The organism is Pedobacter nyackensis (assembly GCF_900176505.1).
In the GTDB taxonomy this organism is placed as follows: Bacteria; Bacteroidota; Bacteroidia; order Sphingobacteriales; family Sphingobacteriaceae; genus Pedobacter; species Pedobacter nyackensis.
The window spans coordinates 91,129-104,675 of sequence record NZ_FWYB01000008.1 but is presented as its reverse complement, the minus strand read 5'-3'; the positions used below and the strand labels follow the sequence as shown (position 1 = coordinate 104,675).

15 protein-coding genes are annotated in these 13,547 nt (G+C 40.3%); 8 read left to right on the top strand and 7 right to left on the bottom strand.

Annotated features, from left to right (window positions below; translation table 11 throughout):
• Position 1 precedes the first annotated feature (1 nt).
• The 6 genes from B9A18_RS15300 (at position 2) to B9A18_RS15280 (ending at position 5,766) form a co-directional block, all read left to right on the top strand.
• Positions 2-613, top strand: a complete 612-nt coding sequence (locus B9A18_RS15300) for a histidine phosphatase family protein (protein WP_084290198.1) — start codon at positions 2-4, stop codon at positions 611-613.
• Between the two features lie 5 nt (positions 614-618).
• Positions 619-1,344: a menaquinone biosynthetic enzyme MqnA/MqnD family protein gene (locus B9A18_RS15295; RefSeq protein ID WP_084290197.1), complete on the top strand. Its 726-nt coding sequence runs from the start codon at positions 619-621 to the stop codon at positions 1,342-1,344.
• An 85-nt stretch (positions 1,345-1,429) separates the two neighbouring features.
• The gene (gene mutS, locus B9A18_RS15290) at positions 1,430-4,042 is read left to right on the top strand and encodes a DNA mismatch repair protein MutS (RefSeq protein WP_084290196.1); all 2,613 of its coding nucleotides are present in this window, start codon (positions 1,430-1,432) and stop codon (positions 4,040-4,042) included.
• Position 4,043: 1 nt separating this feature from the next.
• Positions 4,044-4,544, top strand: coding sequence for a C40 family peptidase (locus B9A18_RS15285; RefSeq protein WP_084290195.1), 501 nt, complete (start codon positions 4,044-4,046; stop codon positions 4,542-4,544).
• A 1-nt stretch (position 4,545) separates the two neighbouring features.
• Entirely contained in the window at positions 4,546-4,668 is a 123-nt protein-coding gene (locus B9A18_RS25540) for a hypothetical protein (protein ID WP_262497666.1), read from the top strand.
• 120 nt (positions 4,669-4,788) lie between these two features.
• Positions 4,789-5,766 carry a 3'-5' exonuclease gene (locus tag B9A18_RS15280; protein WP_084290194.1) on the top strand — a complete coding sequence of 326 codons (978 nt, stop codon included), beginning with the start codon at positions 4,789-4,791 and terminating at the stop codon, positions 5,764-5,766.
• A 24-nt stretch (positions 5,767-5,790) separates the two neighbouring features.
• Here the strand turns inward: B9A18_RS15280 and queG are convergent, their stop codons facing one another.
• Positions 5,791-6,729: a tRNA epoxyqueuosine(34) reductase QueG gene (gene queG / locus B9A18_RS15275; RefSeq protein WP_084290193.1), complete on the bottom strand. Its 939-nt coding sequence runs from the start codon at positions 6,727-6,729 to the stop codon at positions 5,791-5,793.
• A 79-nt stretch (positions 6,730-6,808) separates the two neighbouring features.
• Between queG and B9A18_RS15270 the strand changes: the two genes are divergently transcribed.
• Positions 6,809-7,024, top strand: coding sequence for a hypothetical protein (locus B9A18_RS15270; RefSeq protein WP_200816371.1), 216 nt, complete (start codon positions 6,809-6,811; stop codon positions 7,022-7,024).
• Position 7,025: 1 nt separating this feature from the next.
• Here B9A18_RS15270 and B9A18_RS15265 read toward each other — a convergent pair whose 3' ends face one another.
• The 4 genes from B9A18_RS15265 to pdxH all read right to left on the bottom strand — a co-directional run bounded on the left by B9A18_RS15265 (position 7,026) and on the right by pdxH (position 11,292).
• A complete protein-coding gene (locus tag B9A18_RS15265; RefSeq protein ID WP_084290192.1) occupies positions 7,026-8,531 on the bottom strand; it encodes a bifunctional GNAT family N-acetyltransferase/carbon-nitrogen hydrolase family protein in 1,506 nt (501 codons plus the stop codon).
• A 125-nt stretch (positions 8,532-8,656) separates the two neighbouring features.
• Complete coding sequence (ruvB, locus tag B9A18_RS15260) at positions 8,657-9,679, bottom strand: Holliday junction branch migration DNA helicase RuvB (RefSeq protein WP_084290191.1); 1,023 nt, start codon at positions 9,677-9,679, stop codon at positions 8,657-8,659.
• A 41-nt stretch (positions 9,680-9,720) separates the two neighbouring features.
• Positions 9,721-10,608 carry a 3-hydroxybutyryl-CoA dehydrogenase gene (locus B9A18_RS15255; RefSeq protein ID WP_084290190.1) on the bottom strand — a complete coding sequence of 296 codons (888 nt, stop codon included), beginning with the start codon at positions 10,606-10,608 and terminating at the stop codon, positions 9,721-9,723.
• 33 nt (positions 10,609-10,641) lie between these two features.
• A complete protein-coding gene (pdxH, locus tag B9A18_RS15250) occupies positions 10,642-11,292 on the bottom strand; it encodes a pyridoxamine 5'-phosphate oxidase (RefSeq protein ID WP_084290189.1) in 651 nt (216 codons plus the stop codon).
• A 49-nt stretch (positions 11,293-11,341) separates the two neighbouring features.
• On the opposite strand from pdxH, the gene B9A18_RS15245 reads away from it, so the two are divergent.
• Positions 11,342-11,905, top strand: a complete 564-nt coding sequence (locus B9A18_RS15245; protein WP_084290188.1) for a YqgE/AlgH family protein — start codon at positions 11,342-11,344, stop codon at positions 11,903-11,905.
• 2 nt (positions 11,906-11,907) lie between these two features.
• Here the strand turns inward: B9A18_RS15245 and purE are convergent, their stop codons facing one another.
• Both purE and B9A18_RS15235 read right to left on the bottom strand, forming a co-directional pair.
• A complete protein-coding gene (purE, locus tag B9A18_RS15240; RefSeq protein WP_084290187.1) occupies positions 11,908-12,390 on the bottom strand; it encodes a 5-(carboxyamino)imidazole ribonucleotide mutase in 483 nt (160 codons plus the stop codon).
• Positions 12,391-13,530, bottom strand: coding sequence for a 5-(carboxyamino)imidazole ribonucleotide synthase (locus B9A18_RS15235; protein WP_084290186.1), 1,140 nt, complete (start codon positions 13,528-13,530; stop codon positions 12,391-12,393).
• Positions 13,531-13,547: the final 17 nt, after the last annotated feature.

Sequence of the window (13,547 nt, the reverse complement as noted above, 5' to 3'; positions counted from 1 at the left end):
AATGGATAAGGAATTATATATCATCAGACATGGTGAAACAGATTTAAATAAGCAGGGGATTGTACAGGGAAGAGGGATTAATAGCGATCTGAATGATAAAGGTCGGACTCAGGCTGCTGCATTTTATGCTGCCTATAAAGATGTTCCCTTTGATAAAGTATATACCTCTAAATTAAAGCGTACCCATCAAACTGTTAAAGATTTTCTTGATGCAGGTACACCATGGGAACAGTTGTCGGGTTTAGATGAACTTGCATGGGGCATATGGGAAGGTCAGCCTAATAATGAAGAAGCGATTGCAGCTTTTAAAGGCCTGATGGAGGAATGGGAAGGTGGCGATTATGATGCACGTTTCGAAGGTGGCGAAAGTCCGAATGATGTGGTGCTTCGTGAAAAAGAAGCTATTGAGGTCATCAAAAATGCACCAAATGAGCAAACTGTTTTGATTTGTATGCATGGTCGTGCAATGCGCTTATTCTTATGCTTGCTTACCAACAGACCCATATCGGAAATGACGGAGTTTCCTCATCAAAATACTACACTTTATAAAGTTAAATATACCGGTGGTCAGTTCACGATTACTGAATTTAACAATACCGATCATTTAAAATAATACTGTTGAATAAGATTAAAATTTCTGCCGTTTCCTATACCAATACCAAGCCCTTTATTTACGGAATTGAACATTCAGCATTGCTGGATCAGATTGATCTTAGCTTAGATATTCCTACAGATTGTGCTGCTAAATTAATTGGAGGACAGGTGGATATAGGTTTGATTCCCGTAGCTGCTATCCCTCTTGTACCAAATGCGAATATTGTTGCCGACTATTGCATCGGATCTGTTGGTGCAGTGAATTCTGTATTCATTTTTAGCAAGGTGCCAGTGGAAGAAATAAAAACGGTAAGACTGGATAGTCATTCAAGAACGTCTAATAACCTGGCTAAAGTATTATTGAAATTTCATTTCAGGCAGTCGGTAAATTACCACACGAATGATATTGAGGATACAGATGCCTTCGTTTTAATTGGCGACCGTACTTTCGGTAGGAAGGATGAGTTTGCCTATTCCTATGATATGGGACAGGAGTGGATGAATTTTACAGGCTTGCCATTCGTTTACGCTGCATGGGTAGCTAATAAAGCGATTCCGCAGGCTTTTATCAATGATTTTAATGAGGCCCTTTCATTTGGCCTTTCTAAACGTCGGGTTTTGTTGGAGGAATTGCCGAAACTGGCTAATTTTGATCTGGACGATTACCTGATGCATAAGCTTGATTTTGAGCTGACTGATAAAAAGCGCGAGGCATTAACCTTGTTCTTGTCGTACATTGCACAATTATAAACCTATTCACATTTTTTTAATTTTCAACAAAACGTAAAGCCTACAGCTCAAATAGTATCTTTACGATTTTGTAAACTGAATCATTTTGGCTAAAGATAATACTAAGGAAACTCCATTAATGCAACAATACAATGCGATTAAAGCAAAGTATCCAGGAGCATTATTACTATTTAGAGTAGGCGATTTTTATGAAACATTTGGTGAAGATGCGGTAAAGACTGCCCAGATTTTGGGTATCGTATTAACGAGGAGGGGTACAGGACCAAACGGCGGCGCGTTAGAGTTAGCCGGTTTCCCGCATCACTCCTTAGATAATTACCTTTCAAAGTTGGTTAGAGCCGGACAGCGGGTAGCGATATGCGATCAGTTGGAGGATCCTAAAACCACTAAAACCATTGTGAAAAGAGGGGTGACCGAACTGGTTACACCGGGTGTGGCTTACAATGACAATATCCTTAGTCAGAAATCTAACAATTATTTAGCTTCAGTTTACTTTGATAAAGCCCAGCTGGGCGTTTCTTTTGTGGACATTTCTACCGGAGAATTCCATGTAGCCCAAGGAAGCTCTGAATATATTGACAAGCTTTTACAGGGCTTTAAACCCAATGAAGTTGTTTTCCAAAAGAGTAAAAGGAAAGAGTTCATGGAGTTGTTTGGGGATAGGTTTTATACTTATCATTTGGACGATTGGGCTTTTACTCATGATTATGCCAATGAAATCTTAACCAAGCATTTTGAAGTTAGTTCTTTAAAGGGATTTGGGGTAGATAGGTTGCAAACAGGTATTGTTGCTGCTGGTGTAGCTTTACATTATCTGAATGAGACTGAGCACCGTAATTTAAAGCACATTACTTCCATCAGTCGATTGGAAGAAGATAAATACATGTGGCTGGATCGTTTTACCATCCGCAATCTGGAGTTGGTGAGTTCGGCAAATGAGAATGCCGTAACCCTTTTCCAGGTATTGGATCAAACCAGTACCCCAATGGGCGCGCGTTTGCTTCATAAGTGGATTATCATGCCGCTTAAGGAGTTAAAACCTATACAAGAACGTTTGGGAATGGTAGATTTCCTGGTAAAGCATGATGAGCTTGTACAGGATTTCTTGTCGCATATTAAGCAGATTGGTGACCTGGAAAGACTAATCTCTAAAGTTGGCCTTCAAAAGGTTGGGCCAAGGGAATTGTGTCAGTTAAAAAAATCATTATACCACATTGAGTCGGTTAAAAAGCTGGCTGAAGAATCAAAGAATCCATTTTTAATGGCGCTGGCTGAGCAGCTGGATCCTTGCCTGAGTATCAGAGAGAAACTGGAGCGGGAATTACAACAGGACCCACCAGCTTTATTGATCAAAGGAAATGTGATTGCTGATGGTATAGATGATGAATTGGACCGCCTGCGTAAAATCTCTTTCGGTGGAAAGGATTACCTGGTGGAAATTCAGAAAAGAGAAGCTGCTGCAACCGGTATCCCTTCCTTAAAGGTGGCCTTTAACAATGTTTTTGGCTATTATCTGGAAGTTACCCATACACATAAGGATAAAGTGCCGGCAGATTGGATCAGGAAGCAAACGCTGGTAAGTGCTGAGCGTTATATCACTCCCGAATTAAAAGAATACGAAGAACAGATTTTAGGTGCTGAAGAAAAGATTCAGCAAATAGAAGTTCGGATGTATGCCGAGTTGATGCACCAGGTAAGTGCCTATATCAGGCCCATACAGCTGAATGCATATTTAACTGCCCAGTTGGATGTATTACTTTGCTTTGCGCAACTGGCTGTTAAGAATCATTATGTAAAACCTGAGGTAAACAAGGGTAAAGGTTTGGATATTAAGGGTGGAAGGCATCCTGTTATTGAAAAAAGATTGCCTGTAGGTGAAGAGTACATCACCAATGATGTGTTTTTGGATAACGAAAATCAACAGATTATTATTATTACCGGTCCCAATATGTCGGGTAAGTCGGCCATACTGCGTCAAACCGGTTTGATTGTGCTGATGGGTCAGATGGGTTGTTTTGTGCCGGCTAAGGCGGCTACAATAGGTTTGGTCGACAAGATCTTCACCCGTGTAGGTGCCTCCGATAACTTATCATCCGGAGAAAGTACGTTCATGGTTGAAATGAATGAAACGGCTAGTATCCTGAATAACATATCAGATAACAGTTTAATCCTGCTGGATGAGATTGGTAGGGGTACAAGTACTTATGATGGAATTTCTATTGCCTGGGCTATAGCTGAGTTTTTACATACACATCCAACAGCCAAGCCAAAAACACTCTTTGCAACGCATTATCATGAATTGAATGAGCTGGCAGCTACGATGAACCGCGTTAAAAACTTCAATGTCTCCATTAAAGAGGTTGGAAATAAGGTGATCTTTTTAAGAAAGCTGATTCCTGGAGGCAGTGAGCATAGTTTTGGTATTCATGTGGCTAAAATGGCCGGTATGCCTCCTAAGCTGATCAATAGGGCTAACGAGATTTTAAAGAAACTTGAAATAGACCGGACGGAAGGTCAGAGTATAAAAGACAGCATAAAGAAGGTTCAGAACCAGGCTTATCAATTGCACATGTTTGCGGTGGATGATCCGGTTTTGGTCAAGATCAGAGATATGCTAAACAACCTGGATGTGAATGTATTGACGCCAGTGGAAGCATTGTTGAAGTTGGATGAGATACAGCGTTTAATTAAGCAGTAATATGAATATGTTAGCGACATTAAGTAAAAGCAGATTATTGATGATCCTAGTGATCATGTTATTTTTTTCGGCTTGTAGTTCGAAAAAGTATACGGTTAAATCTAATACTAAGGCTGATGCTATGTCGCATTTAAAGAACAAGCAGTTGTATCGGTTTGTAACAGACTGGACAGGTGTGAATTATCGTTATGGTGGAATGGATAAAAGAGGGGTAGATTGTTCAGGCTTGGCTTTTCTGTTGCAAAAGGATATTTACGGAAATGAACTGCCAAGGAGTTCGAAGGATCAGGCGCGTGTGGTGAAAGAAAAAAGTTTGAGTAAGTTAAATGAAGGCGATTTGATTTTCTTTTCATTCAGTGGCCGGACTGTAGATCATGTTGGGGTATACCTTAACAACAATTACTTTGTGCATGCTTCAACATCGCGCGGGGTGGTGGTAGATGATCTGAGTATTCCTGTTTACCAAAGAGCTTTTGTAAAAGCCGGTTCCTTAAAAAACTAATATGAGTAAAGCAAAACACGATATTTCATTCTGGACAAAATATAAGAAGTTTGCCACTACTGAGATCCTGATGTACCTGATTATGGTGATCGGAATTGCTGTGGGGATTTTAATTCTTAGCTAAGTTTCTATCCTGTCAGCATGGGATATTATTCTATTCGTTTATAAATTAAGAGGTTACCAAATAAGTTGAGGTTTAATGAATGATTTTTACGACTTTTGAGTTGCTACCAAAAAGTGTAAAATGAAATTAAATTTAAAACGCCCACTCGCTTTTTTTGATCTGGAAACTACCGGCATTAATGTCGGTGCTGATCGTATTGTTGAAATTGCTATTTTAAAAGCAATGCCAGATGGATCAGAAGTGATCAAATCAATGCGGATTAACCCTGAAATGCCTATTCCATTGCATTCATCGTTGATCCACGGGATTTATGATGAGGATATCGCTACAGCGCCAACGTTTAAGGATGTTGCTGCTGAACTAGCTGAATTTATAGGTGACGCAGATCTTGCAGGTTACAATTCAAACAGATTCGATATTCCGGTATTGCTGGAAGAATTCTTAAGAGCTGAAATAGATTTCGAGATGCTCGACAGAAAGTTTGTTGATGTTCAGAATATTTTCCATCAGATGGAACAACGTACATTGCGTGCTGCTTATAAGTTCTATTGTAATAAGGATATCGTTAATGCGCATTCGGCTGAGGCTGATATTACGGCTACTTATCATGTATTGCTGGCACAAATTGAACGTTATAAAGAGGTTGATTTTGAGGATAAGCAAGGAAACATATCTAAGCCGGTTGTAAATGACGTGCATGCGCTTCATGTTTTTACCAATATGAACAAGCCTGTTGATTTTGCAGGAAGAATGGTTTACAATGAAAAAGAAGAAGAAACATTCAACTTTGGGAAACATAAAGGTAAAACCGTAGAGCATGTTTTTGATATTGAGCCAAGCTATTATGCCTGGATGAAACAAGGTGATTTTCCTTTATACACCAAGAAAAAACTAGACGAGATCTGGGCAAGATGGAGTAAAAAGAAAGATTTACTTAAGCAGGAGCGTCAACAGCAGGCAGAGGCTAACAGGCCAAAACCAGCTCAGGCACAACCTCAGCAGAGTAAGCCGCAACCTGTGCAACAAAAAAAGGAGAAACCTCCTGTTGATGTAACCCACGATATGTTGGAACAGTTGAAGATGAAGTTTGGCAAATAAAGCCTTATATAATAAAAAGACCCTCTAGAGGGTCTTTTTTATGAAATCAATATTTCTTGTTAGTCCTTTAAATTTGGTGCGCTTAACTGCGGAGTTTTTAAAGATGGTTTTGAAAACATCTTCGGTAATGTCCAGCCAGTCCTCACGTTTCATTTGTAGCAATTGCTCATTTGGTTTAAACAGGGGTTCAACATTCGGAGCTGAAAACCTGTTCCAGGGACAAACATCCTGACAAACGTCGCAGCCGAACATCCAGTTATCCATTTTATTTTGAAAGGCCGGGTCGATTTCTTCCCTCAGTTCGATGGTTAAATAGGATATGCATTTGTTTGCATCTATTACAAATGGGGATAAAATAGCTTCAGTAGGGCAGGCGTCGATGCATTTTGTACAGGTACCACAGTGGTCGGTTTGGAATGGATTGTCGTATTCCAATTCGAGGTCGACAATCAGCTCTGCAAGGAAAAAGAATGATCCGTTCTTTTTATTAATCAGGTTACTGTTTTTACCGATCCATCCGATGCCGGCACGTTTTGCCCATGCGCGGTCTAATACCGGTGCTGAATCAACAAAAGCACGACCGGCTACTTCACCGATCTCTTCTCCAATAAAATTAAGCAGCTGGAACAACTTGTCTTTTATGACCTGATGGTAATCTGCACCATAAGCATATTTAGAAATTTTTGGCGCAGCCGGATCTGTTTGGCGCTCTTCTGGGAAATAGTTGAGCGTTAATGAAATGACAGATTTTGAATCGTCGACCAGTAGCCTTGGGTCCAGTCGTTTATCGAAATGGTTCTCCATGTAAGCCATTTGACCATGGTGTTTATTTTTCAGCCATTTCTCCAGCTTAGGTGCTTCGTCTTCCAAAAATTCTGCTTTGGCAATGCCGCATTGCATAAAGCCAAGCCGGCTGGCTTCTGCTTTAATCATTTTGCTATATCTGGAGGCATTGTTTAACATCCCTGCAAAGATAAGGCTTTGTAATGGAAACTTTTTAAAGGCCCGCTTGTTGTTAATTTAATAGTTAAAGCTTATAGTTATGGAAAATATGGAAAATGAAGAGCAAAAAAAACCGGAGGAAAAGCCGCATGCGCATAAACCCATTGAACATGATTATGCAAAGCATCAAGCTGACCCAGGTCCACCACGTGAGGCTGTCGAGGAAGAGGATATCAATGGAGCAGCAGTGGTAATGAGATGGCTTATACCACTGCTTGTTGTCGCATTGTTGATATATTGGTTGTTTTTTAAATAGCTTATTTAAGCAATCTCACCTCATATAGATCTTTTCGACGGTCTTTCAGGATACGTACGGTACCGAAATGGTGTAATTCATCCAGAAGATGTAAATCTACGTCAGCTACCAGCATCATTTCTGTATTGGGGGTAGTCTCTGCTTTAACCCCATTGGTAGGGAACGCAAAATCTGAAGGCGTGAAGACTGCAGATTGCGCGTACTGTATATCCATGTTATTTACTTTAGGTAGATTGCCTACAGAACCGGCAATGGCCACATAACATTCGTTTTCAATTGCTCTGGCTTGTGCGCAATGTCTTACCCTGGTATATCCGTTTTGTGTATCCGTTAAGAAGGGAACGAAGAGGATTTGCATGCCTTGATCGGAATAGATTCTGCTTAGTTCAGGGAATTCCACATCGTAACAGATCAATATGCCTACTTTACCACAATCGGTATCAAATACCTGAATCTTATCACCCCCAACCATACCATAGTATTTTTGCTCATTTGGAGTGATGTGAATCTTTCTGAATTCATCTGTTTTACCGCTTCTGTGGCATAAATAAGAAGCGTTGTATAGTTTGTTGTTCTCAACGAGTGGCAAACTGCCGGATATGATGTTTACATTGTAAGACAGCGCGTACTGCTGAATTCTTTCTACAATTTCTCCGGTCAGTTCTGCCAGTTTACGCATGGCCTCCATTTCCGGTAAATGGTTATAAGGTTGTAGTAATGGTGTGTTGAAGAATTCAGGAAACATGATGAAGTCTGAATGGTAGCCACTCACTGCGTCGACAAAGAATTCTACCTGTTCATAAAAGGCATCAATATCAGGAAACAAACGCATTTGCCATTGTACCAGACCGAGTCTGATGGTTTTAGCGGAGCGGGCTGAGGCATCAATCCCCTGGTAATATATGTTATTCCATTCAATTAGTGTTGCAAACTCTTTAGATTCATGATCTCCGGGTAGGTAGTTTTTAAGGACTTTCCTTACGTGGAAATCGTTAGATAACTGGAAGGTAAGGGTAGGATCGTAGACCTCCTTAGCTTTAACTTTATCTATATATTGTCGGGGGCTAAGCTTATCAGCATATTCATGATAACCGGGGATGCGGCCTCCGGCAATGATACTTTTAAGGTTTAAGCTTTCGCAGAGCTCTTTTCGGGCTTCATATAGCCTTCTGCCTAACCTTAATCCCCGATATTCAGGGTGCACAAATATCTCAATCCCATACAATACATCACCTTCCGGATCATGAGTGGAGAAAGAGTAATCACCAGTTATGTTTTTATAAGTATGCCTGTCGCCGTATTCATCATAATCCACAATAATCGATAACGAACAAGCTACAACCTTATCGTCCACTGCAATGCAAAGCTGACCTTCAGGAAATAATTTAAGCAGCCGTTCAATGCTGCTTTTACTCCATATTTGTCCCAGGGTTTCGTAAGCTTGTTGCATGGATTCCCTTAAATCATTGTAATCCGATAAGGTCAATTTTCTTGTTTCTACGTTCATATAAGCGGTTTTGTCTTATAAGAGAACAGAAAAATGGCCTAAAAGTTTAGTGATTTGACTAAATACCTTTTAAAACTGATAACATCTTTTGTATCAGCTGCCTTATTCGTTTGAAGCTATAGCATTTAAAACAATCTTCCTGTTTGTCCAGGGAAATTTCTTTGTAGATGTTTATATGCTGCTTCTGTTACTTCACGACCCCTTGAAGTACGCATCAGAAAACCTTCCTGAATCAGGAATGGTTCATAAACTTCTTCAATGGTACCCTCATCTTCTCCTACAGCAGTAGCTATGGTTTTTAAACCAACTGGGCCACCTTTGAATTTATCAATGATGGTGGTTAGGATCTTATTGTCCATTTCATCTAAACCATGCTCATCCACGTTTAAGGCTTTTAACGCATAACGGGCAATGTCGGTATTGATTTCTCCGGTACCTTTAATCTGTGCAAAATCTCTTGTACGTCGTAGCAATGCGTTGGCAATACGTGGGGTACCACGACTACGGCGTGCAATTTCATAAGCTCCTTCATCAGTAATAGGTGTTTTTAATATCTCTGAGGATCTTAAAACGATAGTTGTAAGGAGTTTTGCATCATAGTAGGCCAGTCGGGAGTTGATTCCAAACCTTGCTCTTAATGGCGCTGTAAGCAAGCCGGAGCGGGTTGTTGCCCCTACAAGGGTAAAAGGATTTAAACTGATCTGTACAGAGCGGGCATTGGGCCCACTCTCCAGCATAATATCTATTTTAAAGTCCTCCATTGCCGAATACAAGTATTCTTCAACCAGGGGACTTAATCGGTGTATCTCATCAATAAACAGGATGTCGCCTTCGTCGAGCCCGGTTAATAAACCAGCCAGATCACCTGGCTTGTCCAATACAGGGCCGGAAGTAACTTTAATACCTACACCCATTTCATTGGCAATGATATAGGAGAGGGTGGTTTTACCTAGTCCCGGAGGGCCGTGTAATAAAACATGATCCAGTGGTTCGCCACGTAATTTTGCGGCCTGCACAAAGATCTTCAGGTTCTCCATCACTTTTTCCTGTCCGGTGAAATCATCAAAAGCCTGCGGCCGCAATACTTTTTCAATATCGCGTTCTATAGGTGACAGGTTTTCGGATGATGGATCAAGATTCTCGTTCATTGCTCAAAAATACGCTTAAAAAATTAGAATTATAGAATAGGCTAGCTAAATTTGGCTGCTACAACCGCTTCTTTAACACCTTTGGCATAGTTGTAAAAACCTTCGCCAGATTTAATTCCTTTATTGCCAGCGGTAACCATATTTACCAGTAAAGGGCATGGAGCATATTTTGGGTTTCCAAAGCCGTCCTGCAATACACGTAATATAGCCAGGCAAACATCCAGACCAATAAAATCGGCCAGTTGTAATGGTCCCATTGGGTGCGCCATTCCTAATTTCATTACGGTATCAATTTCTTCAACACCCGCAACGTTTTCATATAATGTATAGATCGCCTCATTGATCATAGGCATTAATATTCTATTGGCCACAAAACCAGGGTAGTCGTTTACTTCGACAGGGACTTTAGCCAGTTTTTTAGAGAGATCCATGATCAGGGCAGTAGTTTTATCGCTGGTTGCATAACCACGAATTACTTCTACCAGTTTCATTACAGGAACCGGGTTCATAAAGTGCATACCGATCACTTTATCACCGCGATTTGTTACTGAAGCTATTTTGGTGATAGAAATAGAGGAGGTATTGCTGGCAAGGATGGCCTGAGGTTTAGCAAACGCATCCAGTTCTTTAAAGATCTTTAGTTTAAGATCAAGGTTCTCCGTTGCAGCCTCTACAATAAGATCTGCATCGGCTACACCGGCCTGCATATCTGTAAAACTGATGATGTTTTTTAATGTCGCTGCTTTGTCCGCTTCAGTTATGGTCCCTTTAGTAACCTGTCGGTCGAGGTTTTTACTGATGGTGTTTATAGCTCTTTGTATGGCTTCAATATTGATATCGATAAGATTTACCTGATAGCCAAATTGCGCAAAAGTATGCGCTATACCGTTGCCCATCGTACCTGAGCCGATTACTGCGATGTGTTTCATTGGTTTTTATGATGTTAGTGTTAGTTTAATATTTTATGGCGCTAATCTATTTATAATCCACGACCCGTCCACCAAATCGTAAACAATTCTATCGTGCAGCCTGCTCGGTCGCCCTTGCCAAAATTCCATATGTGTTGGTTCTATTAAATATCCGCCCCAATGAGCAGGGTGTGGAATTTCTTTGCCTTCGTATTCTTTTGTTAGCTGAACAACTTTATCTTCAAGAGATTCACGGCTGTTGAGTATACTGCTTTGTGGCGAAGCCATGGCGCCAATCTGGCTGCCGGCAGGGCGTGAGTGGAAGTAATTTGCAGAGGTTTGCGGATCAACTTTGCTTACCACGCCTTCGATCCGCACCTGACGTTCCAGTTCGGCCCAAAAAAATACAAGTGCAGCTTCAGGGTTTTCTAAAAGATCCTGCCCTTTTTTGCTTTCATAATTGGTGTAAAATACAAAGCCATTCTCATCATATTCTTTTAATAATACGATTCTGGCAGAGGGTTTTCCATAGCGGTCGGCCGTAGCCAGTGTCATTACATTTGGTTCGTATAGCTGTGCATCCAGAGCGGCCAAAAACCATTTGCCGAATTGATGGAGGGGATTGGCTTCAACATCATTTTCTGTAAGCTGAGCAGTTTTGTATTCCTGCCTTAAATTGTGTAAATTATTTTTGTTAAGCTCCATACGCAAAAATAGGTTTTAGTTTATTCAAATTTATCCCTAAATTTCCAAAATGATAAGCAGGTTACAACCCAAGTTAGGCAGATTACTAATTTCTGAGCCATTTTTAATGGATCCTAATTTTAAGCGTTCTGTAATTCTAATTACAGAACATCAGGAAGAGGGAACAGTTGGGTTTATTCTTAACCATTCCAGTACTATAAAACTTAAAGATATTGTTCCTGAGTTGAACGAAGCAGATTTTCCTGTATATCTTGGTGGACCGGTAGAAACGGATACCATACATTTTATACACAGATGCCCTGAATTGATGATGGATGGCCAGGAAGTTGGAAAAGGAATATTTTGGGGCGGTAATTTTGAAACCTTAAAAGTACTGATCAATAACAACAGTATTAAAGGGGAAGATATTAAGTTTTTTATCGGGTATTCGGGCTGGAGTGCAATACAATTGGAGATGGAAATGAAAGACAATACCTGGATTGCGTCTGATGAATTTCATCCCGATGTGGTTTTCTCCAATCATGAAGAAAACCTTTGGCGGGAAGTAATAGTTAATCTAGGGCCAAAATATGCTCATGTAAGCAAATTCCCCCAGGATCCGAATTTGAATTAAGCTTACATATCAGCAGCGCTTTCTTCAACTTTCTTTCTTAGCTCATCTTTGTAAGACTGCATTTTATCTGCCAGTGAAGCGTCGGCTGTAGAAAGTATCTGAACAGCTAGTAAACCTGCATTTTTTGCTGCATTTAACGCAACTGTCGCTACAGGAATACCATTTGGCATTTGCAGGATAGAAAGGATAGAATCCCAACCATCAATAGAATTTGAAGATTTAACAGGAACGCCAATAACCGGCAATACGGTAATTGAAGCAACCATTCCCGGCAAATGCGCAGCACCGCCTGCACCTGCGATAATTACTTTTAATCCTCTGGAAGCAGCACTTTTAGCGTATTCAAACATCCTTTCGGGTGTACGGTGTGCTGACACTACAGTCATTTCAAATTCAACTCCAAACTCTTTAAAAATATCGGCAGCATCTTGCATGATGTGAAGATCCGACTTGCTGCCCATGATAATGCCTACTTGTACGCTCATTTATGAAATAACTTTTAGTGTGTTTTTAATGTAATTGGCTTTTTGTATTGCGCCATCCCTGTTTTGATCTACCACGGTAATGTGGCCCATTTTACGGAATGGTTTGGTATATTTTTTACCATAAAGATGTACGTAAACGCCTTCTATGGCCATAATCTTTTCTAATCCCTGGTATTTTGCAACGCCATTGTGGTTTTTCTCGCCCAATAGGTTAATCATTACTGCATGGTTGATGGTACTGGTATCTCCTAATGGCAAGTTAAATATCGCACGTAAATGTTGTGCAAATTGTGAAACACGATTACCTTCAATGGTTTGGTGACCGCTGTTATGTGGACGTGGAGCCAGTTCATTTACCAGCAAATCGCCATTTTTAGTCACAAACATCTCTACTGCCAGCAAGCCTGTTATATTAAGAGAAGAAGCAATGTTTTTAGCTATAACTTCAGCTCTATTTTGTAATTCCTCCGGGTAAGTAGAAGGGGAGATCAGAAACTCGACAAGGTTTGCTTCTGCATTGAATTCCATCTCCACCATTGGAAATGTTTTCATATCACCTTTAGGATTTCTGGCAACAATGATCGCGATCTCTTTTTCAAAATCTACCAGTTCCTCAATTAAGCAAGGTGCATCAAAGGCCTGATCAATATCAGCCACCTCATTTATCCTCATTACTCCTTTACCATCATAACCATCTTTACGTTGTTTAAGAATGTAAGGGAAATCAAACCTGCTGTTCAGCATGTCTTCCTTAGTATTTACCAATTGAAAAGGAGCGGTAGGAATGTTGTTTTCTTTAAAAAACTGTTTTTGTACACCTTTGTCCTGGATTAAACGGATTACCCTTGATTGTGGGAATACTTGTTTTCCTTCTTTCTCCAGTTGCTCAAGAGCTTCGATATTAACCTTTTCTATTTCGATGGTGATGATGTCTGCTTTCTTTCCGAAGTTATAAACGGTATCAAAATCGGTAATCGAGCCGCATTGAAAGTAATTTGCTAGATGTTTACATGGAGCGTCAGTATCTGGGTCTAAAACGAGGGTAGTCAGGTTGTAATTGATGGCTTCCTGTATCATCATTCTGCCCAATTGTCCGCCGCCTAATATTCCTAATTTTAAATCACTTATTTGTTTTGCCATATCTATATGAAAAAGTT

Coding starts and splice junctions, on each gene's coding strand:
- B9A18_RS25540 (WP_262497666.1), top strand. CDS start 4,546: ATGAGTAAAGCAAAACACGATATTTCATTCTGGACAAAATATAAGAAG.
- B9A18_RS15285 (WP_084290195.1), top strand. CDS start 4,044: ATGAATATGTTAGCGACATTAAGTAAAAGCAGATTATTGATGATCCTA.
- B9A18_RS15280 (WP_084290194.1), top strand. CDS start 4,789: ATGAAATTAAATTTAAAACGCCCACTCGCTTTTTTTGATCTGGAAACT.
- ruvB (WP_084290191.1), bottom strand. CDS start 9,679: ATGAACGAGAATCTTGATCCATCATCCGAAAACCTGTCACCTATAGAA.
- B9A18_RS15300 (WP_084290198.1), top strand. CDS start 2: ATGGATAAGGAATTATATATCATCAGACATGGTGAAACAGATTTAAAT.
- B9A18_RS15255 (WP_084290190.1), bottom strand. CDS start 10,608: ATGAAACACATCGCAGTAATCGGCTCAGGTACGATGGGCAACGGTATA.
- purE (WP_084290187.1), bottom strand. CDS start 12,390: ATGAGCGTACAAGTAGGCATTATCATGGGCAGCAAGTCGGATCTTCAC.
- queG (WP_084290193.1), bottom strand. CDS start 6,729: ATGTTAAACAATGCCTCCAGATATAGCAAAATGATTAAAGCAGAAGCC.
- B9A18_RS15245 (WP_084290188.1), top strand. CDS start 11,342: ATGATAAGCAGGTTACAACCCAAGTTAGGCAGATTACTAATTTCTGAG.
- B9A18_RS15235 (WP_084290186.1), bottom strand. CDS start 13,530: ATGGCAAAACAAATAAGTGATTTAAAATTAGGAATATTAGGCGGCGGA.
- B9A18_RS15270 (WP_200816371.1), top strand. CDS start 6,809: ATGGAAAATATGGAAAATGAAGAGCAAAAAAAACCGGAGGAAAAGCCG.
- B9A18_RS15265 (WP_084290192.1), bottom strand. CDS start 8,531: ATGAACGTAGAAACAAGAAAATTGACCTTATCGGATTACAATGATTTA.
- pdxH (WP_084290189.1), bottom strand. CDS start 11,292: ATGGAGCTTAACAAAAATAATTTACACAATTTAAGGCAGGAATACAAA.